This window comes from Algoriphagus jejuensis, from assembly GCF_039523455.1.
Lineage (GTDB): Bacteria > Bacteroidota > Bacteroidia > Cytophagales > Cyclobacteriaceae > Algoriphagus > Algoriphagus jejuensis.
This window is the reverse complement of sequence record NZ_BAAAFI010000043.1, coordinates 1-22,165: the sequence shown is the minus strand read 5'-3', so window position 1 is coordinate 22,165 and position 22,165 is coordinate 1. Positions and strand designations below refer to the sequence as shown.

General features: G+C 47.2%; 24 protein-coding genes. 12 read left to right on the top strand and 12 right to left on the bottom strand.

Features of this window, described 5'->3' with window-relative positions; translation table 11 throughout:
* Positions 1-163 precede the first annotated feature (163 nt).
* Positions 164-1,279, top strand: a complete 1,116-nt coding sequence (gene ald / locus ABD031_RS16975) for an alanine dehydrogenase (protein ID WP_343853653.1) — start codon at positions 164-166, stop codon at positions 1,277-1,279.
* Positions 1,280-1,357: 78 nt separating this feature from the next.
* Here the strand turns inward: ald and ABD031_RS16970 are convergent, their stop codons facing one another.
* From ABD031_RS16970 to ABD031_RS16960, 3 genes are read right to left on the bottom strand one after another with little or no spacing between them, the layout of a single operon-like run.
* On the bottom strand, positions 1,358-1,957 hold the full coding sequence (locus tag ABD031_RS16970; protein ID WP_343853651.1) for a bifunctional nuclease family protein: 600 nt from the start codon (positions 1,955-1,957) through the stop codon (positions 1,358-1,360).
* 5 nt (positions 1,958-1,962) lie between these two features.
* On the bottom strand, positions 1,963-2,931 hold the full coding sequence (locus tag ABD031_RS16965) for an electron transfer flavoprotein subunit alpha/FixB family protein (RefSeq protein WP_343853649.1): 969 nt from the start codon (positions 2,929-2,931) through the stop codon (positions 1,963-1,965).
* Between the two features lie 35 nt (positions 2,932-2,966).
* Entirely contained in the window at positions 2,967-3,704 is a 738-nt protein-coding gene (locus ABD031_RS16960) for an electron transfer flavoprotein subunit beta/FixA family protein (protein ID WP_343853647.1), read from the bottom strand.
* Positions 3,705-3,778: 74 nt separating this feature from the next.
* On the opposite strand from ABD031_RS16960, the gene ABD031_RS16955 reads away from it, so the two are divergent.
* The gene (locus ABD031_RS16955) at positions 3,779-4,111 is read left to right on the top strand and encodes a tetratricopeptide repeat protein (protein WP_343853645.1); all 333 of its coding nucleotides are present in this window, start codon (positions 3,779-3,781) and stop codon (positions 4,109-4,111) included.
* 88 nt (positions 4,112-4,199) lie between these two features.
* On the top strand, positions 4,200-4,691 hold the full coding sequence (locus ABD031_RS16950; protein WP_343853643.1) for a hypothetical protein: 492 nt from the start codon (positions 4,200-4,202) through the stop codon (positions 4,689-4,691).
* Here ABD031_RS16950 and ABD031_RS16945 read toward each other — a convergent pair.
* The 3 genes from ABD031_RS16945 to ABD031_RS16935 form a co-directional block, all read right to left on the bottom strand.
* Positions 4,681-5,679, bottom strand: a complete 999-nt coding sequence (locus tag ABD031_RS16945) for a zinc-binding dehydrogenase (protein ID WP_343853641.1) — start codon at positions 5,677-5,679, stop codon at positions 4,681-4,683. The two genes, ABD031_RS16950 and ABD031_RS16945, sit on opposite strands and share 11 nt — an antisense overlap.
* Before the next feature lie 94 nt (positions 5,680-5,773).
* Positions 5,774-7,360, bottom strand: coding sequence for a replicative DNA helicase (gene dnaB / locus ABD031_RS16940; RefSeq protein ID WP_343853639.1), 1,587 nt, complete (start codon positions 7,358-7,360; stop codon positions 5,774-5,776).
* A gap of 90 nt (positions 7,361-7,450) precedes the next feature.
* On the bottom strand, positions 7,451-8,143 hold the full coding sequence (locus ABD031_RS16935) for a lycopene cyclase domain-containing protein (protein WP_343853637.1): 693 nt from the start codon (positions 8,141-8,143) through the stop codon (positions 7,451-7,453).
* Between the two features lie 251 nt (positions 8,144-8,394).
* Here ABD031_RS16935 and ABD031_RS16930 point away from each other — a divergent pair, with 251 nt between their 5' ends.
* Together ABD031_RS16930 and ABD031_RS16925 are read left to right on the top strand one after the other, a co-directional pair.
* The gene (locus tag ABD031_RS16930) at positions 8,395-9,762 is read left to right on the top strand and encodes a UDP-N-acetylmuramate--L-alanine ligase (protein WP_343853635.1); all 1,368 of its coding nucleotides are present in this window, start codon (positions 8,395-8,397) and stop codon (positions 9,760-9,762) included.
* Complete coding sequence (locus ABD031_RS16925) at positions 9,752-10,558, top strand: exonuclease domain-containing protein (RefSeq protein ID WP_343853633.1); 807 nt, start codon at positions 9,752-9,754, stop codon at positions 10,556-10,558. The genes ABD031_RS16930 and ABD031_RS16925 overlap by 11 nt, the downstream gene beginning before the upstream one ends.
* Before the next feature lie 194 nt (positions 10,559-10,752).
* Here the strand turns inward: ABD031_RS16925 and ABD031_RS16920 are convergent, their stop codons facing one another.
* A complete protein-coding gene (locus ABD031_RS16920) occupies positions 10,753-11,541 on the bottom strand; it encodes a M48 family metallopeptidase (protein WP_343853631.1) in 789 nt (262 codons plus the stop codon).
* A gap of 186 nt (positions 11,542-11,727) precedes the next feature.
* On the opposite strand from ABD031_RS16920, the gene ABD031_RS16915 reads away from it, so the two are divergent.
* Positions 11,728-12,234 (top strand): DUF4442 domain-containing protein, encoded by a 507-nt coding sequence (locus tag ABD031_RS16915; RefSeq protein WP_343853629.1) that lies wholly within the window; start codon positions 11,728-11,730, stop codon positions 12,232-12,234.
* Here ABD031_RS16915 and ABD031_RS16910 read toward each other — a convergent pair.
* Both ABD031_RS16910 and ABD031_RS16905 read right to left on the bottom strand, forming a co-directional pair.
* Complete coding sequence (locus ABD031_RS16910; protein ID WP_343853627.1) at positions 12,231-12,965, bottom strand: peptidase associated/transthyretin-like domain-containing protein; 735 nt, start codon at positions 12,963-12,965, stop codon at positions 12,231-12,233. The two genes, ABD031_RS16915 and ABD031_RS16910, sit on opposite strands and share 4 nt — an antisense overlap.
* A gap of 74 nt (positions 12,966-13,039) precedes the next feature.
* A complete protein-coding gene (locus ABD031_RS16905; RefSeq protein WP_343853625.1) occupies positions 13,040-13,711 on the bottom strand; it encodes a DUF6503 family protein in 672 nt (223 codons plus the stop codon).
* A 33-nt stretch (positions 13,712-13,744) separates the two neighbouring features.
* Here ABD031_RS16905 and ABD031_RS16900 point away from each other — a divergent pair, with 33 nt between their 5' ends.
* From ABD031_RS16900 to ABD031_RS16875, 6 genes are all read left to right on the top strand, one after another.
* Positions 13,745-14,566, top strand: a complete 822-nt coding sequence (locus ABD031_RS16900) for a glutamate--tRNA ligase family protein (RefSeq protein WP_343853623.1) — start codon at positions 13,745-13,747, stop codon at positions 14,564-14,566.
* A gap of 260 nt (positions 14,567-14,826) precedes the next feature.
* Entirely contained in the window at positions 14,827-16,617 is a 1,791-nt protein-coding gene (gene argS / locus ABD031_RS16895) for an arginine--tRNA ligase (protein WP_343853621.1), read from the top strand.
* A 3-nt stretch (positions 16,618-16,620) separates the two neighbouring features.
* A complete protein-coding gene (locus ABD031_RS16890) occupies positions 16,621-17,205 on the top strand; it encodes a glutathione peroxidase (protein ID WP_343853619.1) in 585 nt (194 codons plus the stop codon).
* Between the two features lie 16 nt (positions 17,206-17,221).
* On the top strand, positions 17,222-18,130 hold the full coding sequence (locus ABD031_RS16885; RefSeq protein ID WP_343853617.1) for a 1,4-dihydroxy-2-naphthoate polyprenyltransferase: 909 nt from the start codon (positions 17,222-17,224) through the stop codon (positions 18,128-18,130).
* Between the two features lie 73 nt (positions 18,131-18,203).
* The gene (locus ABD031_RS16880) at positions 18,204-19,058 is read left to right on the top strand and encodes a universal stress protein (protein WP_343853615.1); all 855 of its coding nucleotides are present in this window, start codon (positions 18,204-18,206) and stop codon (positions 19,056-19,058) included.
* Positions 19,059-19,111: 53 nt separating this feature from the next.
* A complete protein-coding gene (locus ABD031_RS16875) occupies positions 19,112-19,465 on the top strand; it encodes a translation initiation factor (protein WP_343853613.1) in 354 nt (117 codons plus the stop codon).
* Between the two features lie 6 nt (positions 19,466-19,471).
* Here the strand turns inward: ABD031_RS16875 and ABD031_RS16870 are convergent, their stop codons facing one another.
* From ABD031_RS16870 to ABD031_RS16860, 3 genes are all read right to left on the bottom strand, one after another.
* Positions 19,472-20,041, bottom strand: coding sequence for a DUF3109 family protein (locus ABD031_RS16870; protein ID WP_343853611.1), 570 nt, complete (start codon positions 20,039-20,041; stop codon positions 19,472-19,474).
* 120 nt (positions 20,042-20,161) lie between these two features.
* Positions 20,162-20,791 (bottom strand): carbonic anhydrase, encoded by a 630-nt coding sequence (locus ABD031_RS16865; protein ID WP_343853609.1) that lies wholly within the window; start codon positions 20,789-20,791, stop codon positions 20,162-20,164.
* A 127-nt stretch (positions 20,792-20,918) separates the two neighbouring features.
* Entirely contained in the window at positions 20,919-21,989 is a 1,071-nt protein-coding gene (locus ABD031_RS16860; protein ID WP_343853607.1) for a BamA/TamA family outer membrane protein, read from the bottom strand.
* Between the last annotated feature and the right edge of the window lie 176 nt (positions 21,990-22,165).

Here is a 22,165-nt window from a genome sequence, read left to right as displayed (position 1 = left end):
TAAATCTTGGAATTTTCTAAATCCTCAACATAATTCATAGAATAAACTATCGAAAAATGAATTCACTCCGACTGAATACCAAACACTATTTTTCAAATGACTTTTAGGATATGCATTGCTTCTTATCTTTGCGACAAGAATTTAAATCCAAATTTACTTTGCCATGATAATAGGTGTCCCAAAGGAAATCAAAAACAACGAGAACAGGGTCGCACTAACCCCTGCCGGAGCTAAGGAGCTAATCAAAAAAGGCCATACCGTGTATGTTCAGCATACCGCTGGTGATGGAAGTGGTTTCCCGGATGCAGAATATGTAATTGCCGGAGCAAAAATCCTCCCGACTATCGAAGCGACCTACGAAATCGCTGAGATGATCATGAAAGTAAAAGAGCCAATTGAGTCAGAATACAAACTGATCAAGGCAGGCCAACTCCTTTTCACCTATTTCCACTTTGCCTCCTACGAGCCATTGACCATGGCAATGATCGAAAGCAAAGCAATTTGCCTGGCTTATGAAACTGTTGAAAAAAAGGACAGAAGCCTTCCACTCTTAGTCCCGATGTCGGAAGTAGCAGGTAGAATGGCAATTCAAAAGGGTGCAAACTACCTCGAGAAACCGCTGAAAGGCCGTGGAATTCTACTTGGTGGCGTACCGGGAGTACTTCCTGCCAAAGTCTTGATCCTCGGTGGCGGTATCGTTGGAACTCAAGCCGCTTGGATGGCTGCCGGACTTGGTGCTGACGTAACGATCATGGATGTATCGCTTCCACGAATGAGATACCTCGCTGACGTGATGCCTGCCAATGTGAAGACCATGATGTCCAACGAATACAATGTGCGGACGCTGATAAAGGACGCAGACTTGATCGTAGGAGCGGTATTGATCCCAGGTGCCAAAGCACCACACTTGATCACTCGCGACATGCTGAAAGACATGAAACCGGGAACAGTCTTGGTTGACGTAGCTGTCGATCAAGGGGGTTGCATCGAGACTTGTCGACCGACTACCCACGAAAACCCAACCTATATCATCGATGACGTGGTACACTACTGTGTAGCCAACATGCCGGGTGCGGTTCCATATACTTCTACTTTGGCCCTCACAAATGCCACTTTGCCTTATGCCATCCAACTGGCTGATAAAGGCTGGAAAAAAGCAGCTCAGGACAACGCTGACCTCGTGCCAGGCCTCAACGTAATTAATGGAGAAGTAGTGTATGAAGCAGTAGCTCAGGCATTTAATTTACCCTTTACTCCAGTGGAAAAGTATTTGGCATAAACCTGATGATAAAAAAAGCCCCCAATAAGTGTTTACTTTTTGGGGGCTTTTTTATGGAATTCTAAAGAGGATTTTTTTTTAGTTTCGCTTGTTTATTTCGTCTCTGATTCGGGCAGCTCTTTCATAGTCTTCATTGGTGATTGCTTTTTCAAGGAGCTGATTAAGCTTATCCAAACTGAAGTCTTTCAAAGATGGCTCTTTTTTGGGATTGGACTTTGGAGCCCGAGACTGAACTTCCTTGCTGCTTTCCAATTTTTTTTCTTCCTCTGTAAATTCGATGGCAGCTTCTGACATCACCTTTTCCGCACAGAAAATCGGAGCTGCAAATCGTACTGCAATTGCAATTGCATCGGAAGGCCTACTGTCTATCTCTACTATTGACGCGCTGTTTTTACAATGAATTTTGGCATAAAAGACTCCCTCCTTCATATCCGAAATCACGATTCTGGCAATCTCAAATTTAAAACTGTCCGAAAACGATTTGAATAAATCATGGGTCATTGGCCTGTTGGGAATGATCTTTTCGATCTCAATAGCTATTGCCTGAGCTTCAAACATTCCAATGACTATAGGTAACCTCCTACTTCCCTCCATCTCTCCCATTACCAAGGTAAAAGACCCTGATTGGGAATGGTTGGATGAAAGCCCCAAAATCTCCAGTTCTACGAGTTTTTCCACAAAAATTAAAGTTCAGCTTTTAGTGCCTCAGTCAGTTTAGGTACCACGTCAAAAGCATCTCCGACAATCCCATAGTCGGCCGCCTTGAAAAATGGCGCCTCGGGATCTTTGTTGATTACAACAATGTATTTCGAAGAGTTGACTCCCGCAAGATGTTGAATAGCTCCTGAAATTCCTATGGCAATGTATAAACTCGGGGCAACTTTCACCCCTGTTTGGCCGACGTGCTCGTGGTGGGGTCTCCATCCGATATCCGACACTGGTTTCGAGCAACCGGTAGCCGCATCAAGAACTTTGGCGAGGTCTTCAATCATTCCCCAGTTTTCCGGGCCTTTCATACCTCTACCACCGGAGACTACGATATCAGCTTCAGGAAGCAGTATTTCTCCTTTTGCTCTTTCGGTAGAAGTAATCTTTGATGAAAAATCAGCATCCGAAAGACTTACCGTCAGCTTCTCAACCGTCGCATCGGCACCATCGACCTTCAAATCCACTGCGTTCTTTCTTACTGCCAAAATCTTGTTTTCTGTCGTAACAGACGTTTCTGCAAATGCCTTTCCGGTATAGATGCTTCGCTTCACCAGATATCCTCCAGAAATATTCGGGAGCTCGACTACATTGGAAACCAAGCCCGCGTTTAATTTGATTGCCAGTCGGGCGGCAACCGCATCACCCAGCGACGCCTTTGCCAACACCAAGGTCTTTGCTCCAACAGAAGCAAATGCCTGCGCCACAGCCGCAGCATGCGCTTGGATCACTCCATCCGTCAGCCTAGCATCATCCGCATGCAATACTTTGGACGCTCCAGCTTTGCCTACAGCAGCCAACTCGGCCGAATCTATCGTACCCAGGGCTACTGCCACCACGTCCCGCTCTCCTATCTGAGCAGCCAGAGCATTGGCATAAGAAACAGCCTCAAGACTGGTTTTTTTCACTTTGCCCTCGGCATGTTCTATATATACTAGTATTGACATATCTTCTTGAATTATAAAATTTTACAAAAAATCAATTAAAGTACTTTTGCTTCGTTTTTCAGCAATCTAACCAATTCCACGACATTGTCTTTGTCGATGAGTTTCACCGAACCTTTGGCAGGCGGAAGCTGATAGCTGCTTGCCTCTGCCTGTGTCTCCTGAGATACTGGCTCTACTACCTTCAAAGGCTTCGTCCGTGCAGACATGATGCCTCTCATGTTGGGAATTTTCCACTCAGCGATGGGTTCCTGACACCCTGCGATCAACGGAAGTTGAGCTTCCAAAAGCTCTTTTCCTCCTTCGATTTCCCGAGCCATCTTTACCGTGGAGCCCTCTACTTCGAGTTTCATAACTGGCGAAAAAGAAGGAATGCCCAGCAGTTCTCCGACCATGCCGTGCACCATACCGCCGTTGAAGTCGATCGATTCCCGACCCATCAGGATCAGGTCATACCCTCCTTCTTTGGCATAATGAGCGATTTGTTTGGCTACGAAAAATGAATCCTTTGGAAAGGAATTTACGCGGATCGCGTCATCAGCTCCGATGGCAAGAGACTTCCGCAAAGTCGGCTCAGTCTCAACTTCACCGACATTCAAGGCGGTCAAAGTCCCTCCAGTCTGATCCCTAAGCTCCACCGCCCGAGCCAGTGCATAATCGTCGTACGGGCCGATAATAAACTGAACTCCTGTGGTATCAAACTTGGTATCGTTGGCAGTGAACTGAATCTTGGAAGTCGTATCCGGTACGTGAGTGATACAAACAAGAATCTTCATTGGTTTCGGGTTAGATTATTTTAGATTTATTTCGCGTGAAATTAACAGGCTATATCTAATTAAAAAAACTATTCATGGGCAATTTAGGCAGACTTCAGCTACTACGGGACTTTATCGAGGAAGAGCCGGAAAACCCCTTCAACTATTACGCTATGGCACTGGAGCTTCGGGAAAAAGACCCGCAAGAGGCGGAAATCCTGTTTAATTATGTTTTAAAAATGCACCCCAACTACCTTCCCGCTTACTTCCCATCCGCTCATTTTTTTGCCGAGTTTGACCAAATACAAAAAGCCAAAGCGCTCTTCGAAAAAGGAATAGAACTCGCAATTTTGCAAAACGAAGAAAAAGCGCAAAAGGAGCTGAATAACGCCTACCAAAACTTTCTCTTCGAAAATGATCTCGACTGAATCCAGCGAAAGTCCCCGCTTATAGAGGGTTATTGATATTCAATTTCCTAAATTGAAATTTCCAAAAACTATAGAAACTTTCTTTCCTATGATTACCCAAACCGAAATCCTTGCACACTTTTTACCCCTGATGGAAGCCCAGGGAAAACGGTTTAGAAAAAAGAGCCTTATCCGTGCAAAAAAAGCTGATCCCGGCTTGCAAGTAGTCACAGTAACGAGCGACGGAGTAGAAACCAAAAACACTGCAGAAAAAGGAGATTGGTTGGTAGAAAATCAAACCTCAGCAAAAGAAAGCTATCTGATCAAGGCTGCGACCTTTGAGAGGAAATACATCATGCTACACTCACTCGGAGACGGATGGGGATGCTTTCGCCCCGTTGGAGAAATCTACGCCTACAATGTATCTGCCGAAGATTTGAAAAAATTTGGCGCGGTCGAAATCATGGAGTTCCAGGCTCCATGGAAAGAATCGATCGTAGTCAAACCGGGCGACTTTCTGGTGGCACCCACCGACAAATCGGAAATCTATCGCGTCGCCCGCAAAGAATTCACTGAAACTTACGAAGAAATCAAGGGGTAAGGACGATCTTTCCAAACTGATCTCCAGCTCTCATCCGGTCAAAGGCCTGCTCCGCCTCCTCAAAGGCGAAAACCCGATCAATCTCGGGATGGATCTTATTCTCTTTTACAAAAGCTATCATGTCCAAAAAATCCTGATCGGACCCCATGGTAGTGCCCATGATTTTCAGTTGATTCCAATAGACTTTTCTCGCCTCCAGTTTTCCGGGCAGCCCCATGGTTGCTCCATAGAAGACGATTCGACCGCCCGGCTTGCAGACATGGATCAAATTGTTGAGGGCATCACCTGCCGCCCCGTCTATGATCACATCAAAGCCATTGGTAGCTTGCAATGCCTGCTCGACCCAGTCCGGTTCGAGGTAGTTGAAACAATGGACAGCACCCAAGCGCTTTCCTTTCTCAAGCTTCGCACTTCGACTGCTGCTGACTGAAAGCGTCGCCCCGATGGCTTTGGCATATTGAGCAGCAAACTGGGCTACTCCTCCACCGATTCCCGTCGCCAATACCTGGTCTCCGGCTTTAGCTTGCCCCTGATACCTCAGCGATCGAAACGCAGTCAAGCCGGCAAGAGGCAATGCCGCGGCTTCCTCCCAGTTAAGATGTTCAGGCTTTTCGTGTAGTCGGTCAACTGGGATCACGATGTGTTCTGCGAATGTGCCATTTCTTGGCATTCCCAGGATCTGAAAATCTTTTGATTGCGCTCTTTGCTCCGCACCCCAAAACATCGCAGGATTGATGATCACTTCTTTTCCAATCCAAGAAGAGTCCTTTGGATCAGCTACTTTCTCCACCACGCCTGCACCGTCAGAGCCGAGAACCACCCCATCAGACAGATTCGGGTAGAGCCCCTGACGACACCACTCGTCGCGGTGATTCAAAGCGGCTGCTTTGATCCGAATCAAAGCCTCTCCGGTTTCTGGGACGGGCTCTGCCAACGTTGCGAATTCAATATTTGATTCAAGGTTGCGATTGAGTACGATTGCTTTCATTTCATCTGTCAGATTTCGGGTGAACGATGTCCGGTTTCATTTATCTCTGACACCAGTGTCCAGCATGTTGCTACCTGTGTTTAACGACTTATTTCTAAAACCCTACAGGCCCATTGTCACTGTTAAACACGTCATCAATACTATCCTCGTTGGCTTTGCTGCCCAGCTTAATCGTTTGTCCGCTATCAAAAGCCGAAGTACCCGATGCGCTCGAAGTAAATTTATGTGAATAGGAAACCTCAGGAGATTGACTCGATGAGGGATAGTTTATCCCAGAATCCAAGTCGGTAAACTTGGTGTATTTGCCGATGAAGCGGAGTTTCACATTCTCCAAAGAACCGTTTCGGTGCTTGGCGATGATCACTTCCCCGACACCCGCTGTGGAATTGTTGTCTTCATCTTGGGTGATTCCATAGTATTCCGGGCGATAGAGAAACATCACCATATCAGCATCTTGCTCGATCGCTCCGGATTCCCGGAGATCCGACAGCTGAGGTCGTTTGTCCCCGCCTCGGGTCTCTACGGCTCTTGACAGCTGCGAAAGTGCAATCACGGGAATCATGAGTTCCTTGGCGATCTTTTTCAACGCCCTGGAAATACTCGCAATTTCCTGTTCGCGGTTTCCACCGCCGCCATTCTTAGAGTCGCCGGACATCAGTTGGAGGTAATCGACTACGACCATCTGGATGTCGTGTTGCGCTTTCAGTTTTCGGCATTTTGCACGCAGCTCTAGAATAGACAAGGCTGGCGTATCATCCACAAAAAGAGGTGCCTTGGAAAGCTTTGCCGTCTTGTGAACCAGCTGCGCCCATTCGTGATCCGCAAGGGAGCCCTTCTTGATCTTTTCTGAATCCAGTTCAGCTTCGGATGAAATCAAACGATTGACCAATTGAACAGAGGACATTTCCAGCGAGAAAATCGCCACCGGGCGATTGTGGTCAACCGCCGCATTTCTCAAAACAGAAAGTACAAAGGCCGTCTTACCCATCGCTGGTCTCGCGGCGATGATGACCAAATCGGCTTTTTGCCAGCCAGACGTCACTCGATCCAAGGCCGTCAATCCGGACGGAACCCCAGTCAAACCGTCCTTCTGGAGCTTTCTGGCCTCCAATTCGATGATCGCCTCCCGCATAATGGAGCGCATATCTGAGTAGTTTTTCCGGATGTTTTTTTCAGAAATCTCGAAAAGCGACTGCTCCATCTTGTCCAGCAACTCAAAAACGTCGGTCGTATCTTCGAAAGCGTCCTTTTGGATTTCACCGGAAATCCGGATCAATTCCCGCTTGATGGACTGTTCGGTAATGATTCTGGCGTGATATTCAATATTGGCCGCTGAGGCGACCTTGGAAGTCAATTCGGTGACGTAAAATGCGCCTCCGGCAATCTCCAGCGCACCATTTTTGCGGAGCTGTGTGGTTACCGTTAAAAGGTCAATTGGCTGGCTTTCACTGAAAAGATCTAAAATAGCCTGAAAAATCACTTTGTGCGAATCCTTGTAAAAACTTTCTACTTTCAGGATGTCGATCACGTTGGTCAGAGCATCTTTTTCGAGCATCAACGCCCCCAAAACCGCCTCTTCCAACTCCACAGCCTGTGGTGGGACTTTACCCAAAAAACTGGTTGGGTTGTCGTACGTAGACTTTTTTCGAGTAATTCGGGGCGAGTTGGTATTTTCGGTCATAGAACAAATGTATTGGCTGAAAGGCAAGAGTTTTAAACAAGTTTTACAAGACTTATCAACACCCTGTTTTCAGCAAAAATCAAGCCTTGGTTAGGTACGTTGTATATAATAAACTCCGTTGCGATATCCACGAAACATTGAGCACAGCATTGCCCAACTTGAATGCCACAGGATCTCCGAAAGGGGAATGCCAATGATCTTGGTACCCAAAATCGGTGCATCCAGCATCCCGTAGGTGTCCCAAAAATGAGGAAAGAGAATCTGGAAATTGAGGTAGTAGATCACCAAAGTAATGATTAGGGTCGCCAGTCCTGAGATGATCGAAGGGTAAATCAAGTCGGGCCGTTGAATCCAAATGTATACCGATAAAAGCACGAATGTCAGGAAGGTGACGTATCCCGAGTGGATTTTTAGAATAAAGCTGAAAACCGTCAAACTGGCGCAGCCAATCAGCCAGAGATAAAAGAGGTCTCTGTTTTTGGCCGGCGTCTGTCTGTCAAAATCGATCTCTTGCCGTGTAAAGGATGAGTGGATATAGCCCCCTACTCCAAACAACGCAAAACCGATGATGTAATCTTCGATACCTACGATCCCAACTCCAAGCAGCGTCGGCGGCCTCCAGTAATCCTGAAAATACCAGACCTCCGCCAGGACTCCCATGATTCCTCCCACCGCGCAAACCCTGACCATTCCTTTTTTCCAGGGATTTTTGAGATAGACCACCAGCCATGCAAGCAGGTAGAGCAAAGAAAGAATCAGATAGGCATACTTATCTTCCGGCATGTTTCGGATAATTTTTGCCCGAAAATAGCCAAAAACCTATCCCCCTAAAGAATCTCGGAAATGAAAAAAGATTAGCCCCTGAGCACCCGCATTTTATTTTTATGTTTGGAAGGTAAAACAAATACCAGGCTATTCATTAATGAAATCGAGACGACCACAAGCGACACACTGCCGGATGACTTTTGACTACCTGACATGCGACAGACAAGTGCAACTTTCGGTGTAGCAAAAAAGAAAACAACCAAACTCCCATGAAAAACTATCACTTCATCGCAATCGGTGGAGCTGTAATGCACAATCTGGCCCTTGCCTTAGTCAGAAAAGGCTATCAGGTCAGCGGTTCTGACGACGAAATCTACGAACCCTCGCGAACCAGACTTGAAAATGCAGGAATCCTCCCACATGAATACGGCTGGTTTCCTGAGAAAATCACCTCCGATCTGGACGGAATCATCCTCGGAATGCACGCGAGAATAGACAACCCCGAGCTGATCCGAGCACAGGAATTGGGCGTGCCGGTTTTCTCTTTTCCAGAATTCATCTACAACCAAAGCAGGGATAAAAAGCGCGTCGTGATCGCCGGATCGCATGGCAAGACATCCATCACTTCGATCATCCTTCATGTGCTGAAGGATCAAAAAGTTGACTTCGACTACTTGGTTGGAGCGCAGATTGAAGGGTTTGACCTGATGGTGCGGCTATCAGATGCGCCGGTCATCATCATCGAAGGTGATGAGTACCTGACCTCACCTATCGACCGGACGCCGAAGTTTTTCCACTACAAGCACGACATCGCTTTGGTCAGTGGGATCGCCTGGGATCACTTCAATGTCTTTCCCGACTTTGAGGACTACAAAGCGCAGTTCTCCCAACTGATGGACAAGACCGCGGAAAATGGGGAATTGATCTATTGTGAAGCAGACCCCTTGGTAAAATCTGCCGCAGAGAATTCATCGACTCTTGGTCAAAAGACGCCATATAAAGCCCACCCTGCGGAAATTAGAAATGGAAAGACCTTCCTCAAAACCGGCACTGGTTTATTGGAAATCGGGATTTTTGGAGATCACAACCTGCAAAACCTGCAAGGCGCGATGGAAATCTGCCAAGCCTTGGGTGTGTCCAAGGAGCAATTTTACCACTCCATCCCCAGCTTCAAAGGCGCAGCAAAACGGCAGGAGATTTTGGCGTCAAGCAAAAACGGAATCCTATTTAGGGATTTTGCGCACGCTCCATCCAAGCTCAAAGCGACAGTCAACGCAGTGAAAAATCAATTTCCTGAGCGAAGGCTGATCTCCGTTCAGGAACTTCACACCTATTCTTCTTTGAACCAGGAGTTTTTACCCAATTATGCCGAGTCTATGGACGCGGCCGACACCGCTGTGATTTACCTGAACCCTCATGCCGTGGCGCTAAAAAAACTTAAACTCATGGATCAAGCCACGCTGAGAGAGGGATTTAAAAGAGCAGATTTGATCCTTTTTACAGAAAGTCAGGCGTTAAAGGAGTACCTTAACTCTCAGAATTACACCAATACAAACCTGCTTTTGATGAGTTCAGGAAACTACGACAACCTGGACCTTGAACCTTTGAAAGCAAAATTCAACTCAAATGAAGCTTAATCTTAGAAACGCAATTGCATTTTTTGACCTGGAAGCTACCGGTACCAATGTGGGAACGGACAGAATCGTGGAAATCTCCATCGTCAAACTTCACCCCGACGAAGGACGTGAGATCTATACCAAACGGGTAAACCCAAGCATACCGATTCCTCTGGAAGCTTCGCTGATCCACGGGATCTATGACAAGGATGTCAAAAACGAGCCCTTGTTCAAAGACATCGCCAAAGAAGTACAACAGTTTATCGGTACGGCTGATTTGGGCGGCTTCAATGTATTGAAGTACGATATACCCTTATTGGTGGAGGAGTTTTTGCGTGCTGGAATCGACTTTGATCTGGAGCACAGAAACTTACTTGATGCGCAGAAGATCTTTTTCCTCATGGAAAAAAGAAACCTTACTTCAGCCTACAAGTTCTACTGCCAACGATCACTCGAAAACGCCCATAGTGCCGAAGCGGATACGCTTGCGACACTGGACGTGTTTCAAGCTCAAGTTGAACGTTACCAAGGCGAGGAAATCGAGGATCTTCAGGGAAAAAAAGTGGGCATCTTCACCAATGACATGAAAAAGATCCACGAGATGGTCAATGAAAAAATGGTCGATCTTGCCGGTAGATTCGTCTTCAACTCCCAAGGACAGGAGATTTTCAACTTCGGGAAACACAAAGGAAAAACCATCGAACAAGCCCTGAAAGAAGAACCGGGCTACTACGAGTGGATGATGCGCGGCGACTTTCCGCTGGATACCAAACGTAAGCTGACTCAGGTGAAGTTAAGAGGTTTCGGAATGAAGTAAGTTCAGTAAGCAGCGATCAGTCAAAGGATCTAGTCATTTTAGTTTAATTTGACCTCGAAGGATTTTCTTTTACAATCTCGCTTGCAGATTAGGCAGACTGTATACAGTTAGTGGTGAGTAGTAAGTTGATTGACCACTTACTACTCACCACTACCTATTTTTACTGAGACTGGAAACTGATTCTTAGGGCTGCCCTACTGCTTATAATACTCCAACGCTTTCGGCATATTCGCATTCAGCTTTTCGATTCTTTTGTTTGGACCTGGGTGAGTGGAGAGAAACTCCGGTGGTGCTTCACCTCCGGCTGCCGACATTCTTTCCCAGAAAATCGGAGCTGCACGCGGATCATATCCTGCCATTGCCATGAAGATCAAGCCCATCTCATCGGCTTCCAACTCATGCTTTCTGGAGAAGCTCAACATTCCTAGCTCACTACCTACACCAACTGATTGAAGTAAGATTTGCTCCATCATCGTTGGATTTTGACCCAAAGCTGTGGAGAAAGCACTCATCCCCATGTTGATCATCATGCCGTTGGACATCCGCTCACGAGAGTGGGAAGCCACCGCGTGGGCGATCTCATGCCCCATTACGACAGCAATCCCCGTCTCATCTTGGGTGATTGGCATAATCCCTGTATAGAACGCCACCTTACCACCGGGCATACACCAAGCATTGACCTGCTCGCTCTCTAAGAGGTTGAATTCCCAGGCAAAATCATCCACCAACTCCTGGTAGCCTTCAGAAATCAGATAGGCTTCGACAGCGGCAGCCATTTTCTTCCCTACTCGAACTACTTTCTGTCCATCCGGCGTACTGGTCAGAGTTTTGTCCGCAGCAACCGCCTTTTTATACTCTTCGTTTACCAAAGGTTGGATCTCGTCGTTAGAAACTACCGCCAAGGCACTTCTACCGGTCAGGGGAACTTTGGCACAGGAATAGGCCAACAGTCCGCACGCAAAAATTATTGCTATCTTTTTCATCTGTATAAAATTGATTTTTTAGGGCAATCTGAAATTTCGCGTATTCGGAAGTCAATTCAATTTGCATTGCTTTCCTTAAGCTGGATTTCAGGATTGATTGTTTTTCTTGGCAGCCCGAATTTCAAAAACGATACCAAGGTTCGTCGGTCACGGTAATTTTAGTATTTTGAGTAAAAATACTTCAAGATGGAAATGCAACTTTCGACCCGAACGCTCTCTCCCGCCACCCGTGCTTACCAACAAAAGATGTGCAATCCGCTCATTTTTTGGTTTGCCATGCTGGTCAAACTCCCCTCGGCCATCTTCTGGAAACTTCGGATCAAAAGCCTGACCATGGAAAAATGTGAAGTCACCATCCCCTATTCCTGGAGAACTCAAAACCCCTTCAAATCCATCTATTTCGCTGCTTTGGCAGGAGCGGCGGAGTTGAGCACAGGGGCACTGGGTCAGTTGGCTCTGGCGGGAAAAGGAGCCATCAGCATGCTGGTGGTAGACTTCCGGGCGGAATACTCCAAAAAGGCCAATACCAAAATCACCTTTTCCTGTGAACAAGGGGCCGAATTGTTTGATTTGATCCAAGGATTGAAAGTCGGAGAAGCGGAACAACTGACGATGATTTCCAGCGGAAAAAATCCTGCCGGTGAAGTCGTAGCAAGGTTTTTTGTCACCTGGTCTTTCAAGCGCAAAAGTTAATAGTCGAGATACGCCTCGATCCGGATGAATTCCCGCAGGCTCGCATCCACACGAGCTTTGGGCCAGTCTAGAAACTCATGCTCAAGGTGAAATGCATTGAAACGGATGATCAACTGGTCCCAAGCTTCACGGGTTAATTGATAGTTTTCCATCAATTCGGTGCGGAGTTCTTCGGAGTCGATGACTTCCAAATAGCCCTGTCGTCGCTTGATCCATTCCAGCCGCTCCTCGTACTGTCGCAATTCCCTATTCCTCTTGGTCAGCGAGCTCAGCACCCCGTAAATTGCAAAACCGGGTGTAAGGTCAGCATTGTTTGCAGCACCGGCACTCACGCCGCTACTCAGCCGTTTGACATACTCCGGTTCGTCCTCGGCGAGGTACAGTTTTCCGTCTTTGAATCTGTATCGATAGGGCTGCGCATCTACTTGAAACGTCGGAAGCAACCGTGCCCGATCCTGAATTTGGAGTAACAGAAAATGGTCTTCTCCCAATACTATCTCACGGTCAATAAAGCCAGGAAAGCTTAACTTCAGGGTGTCTCCCTCGGCACCCTTGAGTGAAAAATATCCTCTCGCATTGGTCATAACCTCATCCCCGCCCGTAATAGATACCGTGACTCCCTCCAGATATTTTTTGTCAAAAGCATCCAATACATTGCCCGAAAAGTTGGTTTGCCCGTAGGCGCAAAGTAGAAAATTGAAGAAAACGATAAAGAAAACAGGGATTTTCATTTCGAGTGCAAATTACTGGAAACTAGCCCTACTCGATAGCGATCCCAGTTAAAGTAACTTAACAGCAGTCGAGGCTAATCCGTCTCTTTGATTTCCAACAACTGATCAGTGGCCAAAAACTCTGGCTTTTCCGTCCGATACCAAGATCGTTTGGCTGGGATTTTCAATCCTCTGAATTCCCTTTCCCCTTCCAGATAGATGATTTCCCCCTTCAGGTTTGGCTCGTCTTGGTAAAATTTGTAGGCGGCCATTCGATACGTCTCCGGATCGAGATAGAAGTACCAAATGTCTTTTTCATAGGGCACTCTCACCACATGATAGCGGACTCCATCCAACGTTTCTGTTTTGACATCATCGTCGATGACCGTACCGGGATCCGTCAACTTCATGGGAAGTCCCCATAGATAGGTATAGTAATTTCGCATTCGCAATGCCCGTTCCGTTTCGACTTCACCTTCGAGCACCTGTACAGAATCATGCCACACGAGGTACTGAAGATCCTTGATTTTATAGCTCATTTTACTTTCTGCGTTGTCCACAGAAAATTCATAGAATCGCGAATCTCGACCCGCTGGTAAGCTATCCTGAATCACAAACGTTGCCTTAAGACTCCCCCAAACTTCCTCCGGATCGTGGTATTCTATTGACTTCAAAATATAGTCTCGACCGGTCACTGGGTTTACAGAGTTGGAAGTGCATGAGCTTAGACCGGCATAGATCAGGACAACTAGGAAGAGTCGATTCATTCTTTTTTATTTCAATCTAGCTAATTTCGCCGCATGGATTACAATCTGACCCGCATCGCTCCCACTCCCAGCGGATTTCTCCACCTGGGAAATGCTTATTCTTTTTTGATTACCAAGGCACTTGCCGAGAAGCATGGGGCAAAAATTCTACTTCGGATCGACGACTTGGATCGTGAACGATATCGGACCGAATATGTGGAAGATATTTTTGAGACGTTGGATTTCTTGGAAATCAAGATTGACCAAGGACCAAAAAATCTTAGCGAGTTTGAAACCGAGTGGTCTCAAATCCACAGAATGGGAAAATACCAACACGCACTGGGTAAATTGAGAGCCACTGAATCATTGTTTGCGTGCGATTGCTCCCGCAAGAAGATCCAGCAACTCGACTCCTCAGGCTACTATCTTGGACAATGCCTGGACAGAAGGCTTTCGCTTGACAAAGCCGAAGTATCCTGGAGAATGGATACCATGGAAGCTGACTATCTGAAGTTGAAAGAATATCCAGACCACCAGAAAAAAGCATTGATCCCGCAGGATGCGGCATTTTATGTAGTCCGGAAAAGAGACGGATTACCTGCCTATCATTTGACTTCAGTCCTTGATGATTTGCACTTCGGCGTGGATCTGATCGTGAGAGGCAATGATTTATACAGTTCTACCTTGGCGCAACTCGATCTTTCCAAACATCTCGATGAGCCTCGGATTGGACAAATTACCTTTCACCATCACCCCCTGATCAAAGGGCCCAAACAAGAAAAGCTCTCCAAATCCGCTGGTGCTACTTCGATTCAGTTTTTGAGAAAAGAAGGAAAGTCTCTGCAGGATATCAAAGCGATGCTTGGGCTGGAATAGAGAACTTAGAAAATCTCAAAATCAGTCTGCGCCACAAAAAGTCAATGAAATAGACATTCCCGCCCTTCTCGGTCAAATTGCTGGGAGTCGAAATTTGCGATTTCAAAACTTGGCTTACTCCTCAAGGAAACGTTGATTCAAATCAGATCAGAGATCAAAAACATGATTTTAACCAAAGCCCCAAGGCAGTTCAAAAGGCATTCTTTATGTACCTTTGGACTCTTTGTGGATAAAAAACCCTTCGCGGTCAGATTAAGATAATGAACATACAAGAAAACATCATCCAAGGCATTCAGCTGGCGTTTCAGAACATTTACAACCACGATTTGCCTTTGGATCGGATCAGCTTGGCGCCTACGCGGAAGGAATTTGAGGGAACTTATACCTTTGTGGTTTTTCCGTTTTTGAAGATATCCCAAGCCAACCCTGATAGCACGGCCACGCAAATAGGTGAATACCTCAAAGGAAATGTCCCGGTGGTGGCAGACTTCAACGTCGTCAAAGGCTTCCTCAACCTCGTGCTGAACGAAACGGTCTGGGTAGATCTTTTCTCCCAAATTTATTCCAACCCCAATCTAGGGCAGCTTCCAGCAAACGGCCAAAAAGTAATGGTGGAGTACTCGTCTCCTAACACTAACAAACCGCTGCACCTTGGCCACCTCAGAAATAACTTTCTTGGTTTCTCCGTTGCGGAGATCCTCGCTGCAAACGGCTATGAGGTCATCAAAGCCAACCTGGTCAACGACCGAGGCATCCACATTTGCAAATCCATGGTGGCTTATCAGCACTTTGGAAATGGTGAAACTCCCGAATCTTCGGGGCTCAAGGGTGATCACCTGGCGGGGAAATATTATGTGCTTTTTGACAAGGAATACAAGAAGCAAATCGAGGAACTAAAGTCAGCTGGTCAATCCGAGGAAGAGGCAAAGAAAAATGCACCAATCATTCTCGAAGCCCAGGAAATGCTTCGAATGTGGGAAGCTGGCGACGAAGCAGTCGTCTCACTTTGGAAGCAGATGAACGAATGGGTGTATGCTGGTTTTGAAGCGACGTACACTCAGATGGGTGTCAGCTTTGACAAGTATTACTACGAGTCCGATACCTACCTGTTAGGCAAGGACATCGTGGAAGAAGGTTTGGCGAAGGGTGTATTTTTTAAGAAAAATGATGGATCAGTGTGGGTAGATCTGAGCGACGAAGGCTTGGATGAAAAGCTCGTCCGCCGAGGTGACGGGACTTCTGTATACATCACCCAAGACCTCGGTACAGCAGACTTGAAATACAAAGATTTTCAAATCGACAAATCCGTATATGTCGTTGGAAACGAGCAAGATTATCACTTTGATGTTTTGTTTAAGATTATGCGAAAACTCGGCAGATCGTACGGCGAGGGACTCTACCATTTGTCTTACGGGATGGTCGATTTGCCTACCGGAAAGATGAAATCCCGAGAGGGCACGGTAGTCGATGCCGATGACCTGATGCAGGAAATGATCGAGACCTCCGAGCATCACACCAAGGAACTCGGCAAGATCGAAGGCTTCTCCGACGAGCAGGCAAAGGAGCTCTATGAAACTCTGGGAATGGGCGCCCTGAAATACTTTCTGCTCAAGGTCGATCCCAAAAAACGCATGTTGTTCAACCCTCAGGAATCCATCGAATTCCAGGGTTATACGGGCCCTTTCGTCCAGTATTCTCATGCACGGATTGCAGCAATCTTGAGAAAAGCAGACCAAATCGGAGTACCTTATGTTAATCCGGATTTCTCCGGTATCGGCGAATTGGCTGAGTCAGAAACTGCCCTGATCTTTCTGCTAAGCAACTTTGAGAAAAAATTAAGCCTCGCTGCAGCAGAGTTTTCTCCTGCGGTGATCGCCCAATATCTCTTTGATTTGGCAAAAGAGTACAACCGATTCTACGCAGATCTTCCTATCTTCCAAGAAAAGAACCAAGCGATTCAAGCTTTTAGAGTAGCGCTATCCGCGCTCACCGCCAAGACAATCAAGAAAGGTATGAGCTTGCTCGGCATCGCAGTACCAGAACGAATGTAAATCATGAATACACTCACTTTACTCATCAGCATTGCCCTGCTCGCCTGTGGCAACACCCTGGGAAGACCTACTGACCAGGCCGAATTCCACCCCTCTTTTGATCAGACTATGGAAAGCTCTTTTTACGACTTCAAGATGAAAGACATCAACGGCAAAGAAGTTGATTTTTCCGGGTTCAAAGGCAAGAAACTTCTTTTGGTTAACGTCGCTTCCAAGTGCGGCTACACCAAGCAGTATGCCCAACTTCAGGAGCTCTACGCTGAGCACGGAGAAGATATCCTGATCCTCGGCTTTCCTGCCAACAATTTTGGAGGTCAGGAGCCCGGATCCAACGAAGAGATCAAGGACTTCTGCTCAACGGAGTACGGGGTGACTTTCCCCATGTTTGAAAAGATCTCTGTAGCAGGATTTGACAAACATCCCCTCTACAGATGGCTTTCCGATGCTTCCCAAAATGGCTGGAACAACGAGGAGCCCAACTGGAATTTCTGTAAGTATTTCATCAATGAGAAAGGCGAGCTTGTCAAGTTCTTTCCTTCCAAGGTGGAGCCGTTGGACGAAGAAATCCTACAGTTAATCGAAGCCTAATTCAAGAAATTTCTCCTTGAAAAACGAAATCACATCGAAAAAAGAAGCCTGGCTGCATGCGGTCAGGCTTCGTACTTTACCCTTGGCGTTGGCAAGTATTCTGGCAGGTTCATTTCTGGCTGCCTGGAAAGAAATTTTCCGCTGGGAGATCCTGTTTCTCGCCGCGTTGACTACGATCTTCCTCCAAATTCTCTCCAACTTATCCAACGACTACGGCGATACCGTACACGGAGCTGATTCCGCCGAAAGGCAAGGCCCCGTTCGTGCCGTCCAGTCCGGGATCATTACACTGCCGGAGATGAAACGGGCGATGTATTTGTTTGGATTCCTGTCGCTGGTGTCAGGCCTACTTCTACTCTACGTTGCAGTACAGGATTGGAAACTTTTCGCTCTCTTTTTGGGGCTTGGCCTGGCGGCGATCTGGGCATCAATCACCTACACTTCCGGCAGCAATCCCTACGGCTATGCAGGTTTGGGAGACATCTCTGTATTTCTTTTCTTCGGTCTCCTCGGGGTTTTAGGCACGTTCTTTCTCCATACACTGAGTTTTGAACCGCTTACACTGCTTATCGGTGTTGCTCTTGGGCTTTTCAGCGCAGCTGTACTTAATATCAACAACATCCGGGATATCGAATCCGATGAATTGGCTGGGAAAAGGTCCATCCCTGTCCGAATTGGGAGAACAGCCGCCGTGCGCTACAATTGGGCGTTATTGGGGGGAGGTTACCTGTGCTTGGTTGGCTTTTCGCTGATTAGCGGCCAATTTTCTTCTTTGCTTGCTCTTCTAGCTGGGCTATTGATGTGGAGAGTTGGTCTGGGTGTTCAGCGCGCCAAATCCTCTGCTGAAACGGACCCTTTTCTAAAGAAAATGGCACTCAGCACTTTGCTTTGGGTCATCCTTTTTGGAGTCGGTTTACTTTTTTAGCAAAAGCTTTCAAAAATCATTTTCCTATCGCTTTAAATAGCTAATTTGAAACGTCACAACAACCCTTTTAGCCATGATAAAAGTTCTCGTACCTTTTGATTTTTCTCCCACCGCGCAGCATGCCCTCAATTTTGCCACGAGTCTGACAGAAGTTTATCATCATGTTGAAATCAGCGTGATCCACGTGTTGGAAACCCCCGTGACGACCGGTATGGGAACTATGGGTGGAGGATTGGAGTCCATCCCTGATTTTCAAAATCAGATTTTCTACATGGAATTGATTGAAACCCGAAAGAAACAGTTCAAAGAACTCGAAGAACAATATGAGGGATCTAAGTTCAGCTTCAAAAGTAAATTGGTTCTCGGCAATGTATTCAAAGGCATCAATGAAGCAATTCAAAAAGAATCCCCTGACCTGGTAATAATGGGTTCGAAAGGAAGCTCCGGGCTCGAAGAAGTCATCATCGGAAGCAATACCGAAAAAGTGGTAAGAAACGCCTCATGCCCGGTAATCACCATCAAAGCCGACACACCGATCGATAAAATGAAAAAGGTCGTATTTGCGTCGGATTTTAGGGAATCTGATGATCACGTTGCCGGGCGGATCAAGCGGATGCAGGCGATTTTCGATGCCGAGTTCTATTTCGTGGTGATCAATACACCAGGCAATTTTGAGACTACCCGGGAATCAATGGAAAGAATCAGGACATTTGTCCGGAAATATCAATTTGAAAACATTAAGGCAGAAATCTACAACTCTCTGTCTGAGGAGTCCGGAATATTGGAATTTGCCGACGATGTTCAGGCCGACATGATCGCCATGACCACCCACGGGAGAACCGGCCTGCTGCACCTGATCACCGGGAGTATCGCAGAGGATGTGGTCAATCATTCAAAAAGACCCGTCTGGACTTATAAAACCAAGTAATTCAAGCTTACCTTTAAAGCCTACATTTCGGTGTGGGCTTTTTTATTTCCCCTATGGCAAAGAAAAACAACGACTGGAAAAAGCGCGACGGCGTGGTCTATTCCACTAGCGACAGCTTTGAATACAATCACGGAAACCAGGACGACGCAGAAACACTTCCCGCTTCCCAGCAGAAACTGAAAGTTTTGCTGGACAAAAAAGCCCGTGCCGGAAAGCAGGTAACGCTTGTAGAAGGCTTTGTAGGAACAGAAGACGATCTAAAGGAATTGGGCAAGCTTCTGAAAAACAAGTGCGGAGTCGGCGGATCTGCCAAGGATGGCGAAATCCTCATTCAGGGCGACCACCGGGACAAAGTCCTCCAGGTGTTGCTTCAAGCTGGCTACGGCGCCAAGAAGTCGGGCGGCTAAGTCTCCTTATTTGGGACCCTCGATTTCCTCCAGTAGGTTTTCATACCAGACTTCTCCATACTTTCTTACCAAAGCATCCTTAAGGAAGCGGTATAGAGGCACTTTTAGGCTTTGCCCCAGCTGGCAAGCTGGATCGCAGATATGCCAGCGGTCATAATTCAGCGCATCAAACTGCTCGTACTTCGTCACCCGAATGGGATAGAGATGGCAGGATATCGGCTTCTTCCATGAGATTTTTCCAGCAATGTAGGCCTGCTCGATCCCACACTTGAGAATGCCGCGCTCGTCGTACAAGGCATAGGCGCACTCCCGGTTGTCACCGATGGTGGGAGTGCCTTTGTCCCCGTCCTTGTCGATCACCCACACTCCCTGTTTCGCAATGGCCTGGCGTCCCTCCTCGGTGATGTAATCTTTGACGATGGGATAGATTTCCTCCAGGATCTTGGTCTCCTCATCTTCCAGCGGCGCTCCGGCATCGCCCTCTACGCAACAGGCCCCCTTGCAGGCGTCTAGGTCACAGACAAAAAAGTTTTCTTTGATATCGTCCGACAGCACGGCATTTCCTACCAGAATCATAAGTTTGGATTGTTTTCGCAAAGGTAAAAAGGGAGTCTTCCGAATCCTATTCCTAGTTTTTGGACCCGACTTTATGATTTCGATTAACCGCACTTTGTATCGGAATGATATTCTGACCGACTAGTCCTCCAGCCTATAGATCTCCATCACACCTTCCAGAGCCTTTCTAAAATCTATCTCCAAGTCGATCAGCTTGCCGGTCTTGATGTCAAATACCCAGCCGTGGATCTGCATGCCTCTTTTTCGGATGGCCCGCTGCACGGCTGCCATCTTGATGACGTTGATCGCCTGCTCCTTCACGTTGAGCTCGACGAGTCGGTCGTAGCGCTTTTGCTCATCTTCGATGGCGTTGAGTTCGTCCTTGTGAGCTCTATACACGTCGCGGATATTGCGCAACCAAGGATTGAGGATGCCCAGGTCTTTGGCTTCCATGGCGGCCTTGACTCCGCCGCAGGAGTAGTGCCCGCACACGACGACGTGATTGACTTCCAGATGGGTCACGGCATAGTTGATCACACTCTGGGCATTGAGGTCGATGGCGTTGACGATGTTGGCGACGTTGCGGTGTACGAATACTTCGCCCGGCTTCATGCCCATCAGCTCCTCGGCAGTGACTCTGGAGTCTGAGCAGCCGATGTAGAGCACATCCGGCTTTTGGCCTTTGTTGAGGTTTTCAAAATAGGTGGGATCGTCCTGGGTCTTGGATTGGATCCACTTTTCGTTGTTTTCAAAAATCTTGGTTAAGTCCATGGCTTTGGGTTTTGATTGAATGCCAAATCTATTATAAGTGATAAAAATGGCAGTGACAAGCCCCCAGTCGATATCAGCCCCTTTCCATTAGACAAGAGAAAGAGTACCAGCCGGTACGGCCTCGGGCCTAAAATGCCTCCCCTATCCTGAAATAAAAGCCCCAGTCGTCTTTGCCTACGGCCGCGTCTAAGCCGATGTTAAACTTGACCGTCTTAAATGCTCTGTATCGAATCCCCACACCAGCTCCCGGATAGGCTTTCCAGTCAAAAGACTCCGTGTCCGAGCCATAGATGGTACCCAGCCCAACAAAACCGACCATACCCAGCTTGTTTTCAAAATTGTATCGATACTCGCCCTGCACAGCCATCAACCCGTCGCCCCGATATTTTCCTTCGGAGTATCCCCGAATATCCCGACCACCTAGCGTGACCTGCTGCTCAAAGGCAATGTCGCCCAAGCCAAATTTCCCGGCAAAACGAAGGGCCAACACGTCCCTACCCTCCCTCACCGAAAGGTAGTGGTTGTACTCGGAAAGGATCTTCTTTGCCTCTACGTCATTGCCAAACCAAGTCGGAAAGTTGATCCATTTTAGGGAAGTCTTGATACCCTTGTGCGGATAGTACACCGCATCTCGGGTATCGTAGAGGCCATTGAACTGGAGTCCGTTCGTCTGCACCGTGCTGGGCGGCTGGACACCATCGTCATATTCGGTGTGGTGATGGGCGTAGGAATAGGTCAACCCTCCAAAGAGATGTGGGATAATCCGGCGCTGCGCCCCCACGGCTATGAACGTAGTCTTGGTACCGTAGTCGTAAAAACCCGGATCCTCCATGTCGTCCATGTAGAATTGGGAGTTATGGTCTCCAGTCACTCCAAAGAGCGTGAGCCGCCAACGGTCTTCGTTCAGGTAGATTTTGTTGAAAAACGAGAGAAAATAGGACTTGTTCGTCGTGTAAACCGCTGCCATGCCAGAAAGCGACTTAGGCGAAATGGTGTCCGCGGGGTTGGGCCGATACATCGCCATCGGGATAGCTCCGATCATGAACTTCAGGTTGCGGTTGTAGCTCAGAAAGGGCATCACGCTGAAGTCGATCTTTTTCATTTTGGCCGTGCTGTCTTGGGAGACGCTGTCTGTCTTTTGGGCAAAAGCAGTAGTTCCCAGGCCAAAAAGCAAACTCAGGGCAAATAGCAGTCTCATCGAAAAATTGGTTTGGTACAATATACCGACCCTGCCCGAAAACCACAGAAAAAATTGGCCGAAAGGCTTCCCGATCTTTTCCACGGCGGATGCATGAGCATTCCCCCAAAAACGGGACAGTAAATTAAGTTATGATTAACCCCTTAAATTTACTGTGATGACCACACGAAGAAAAT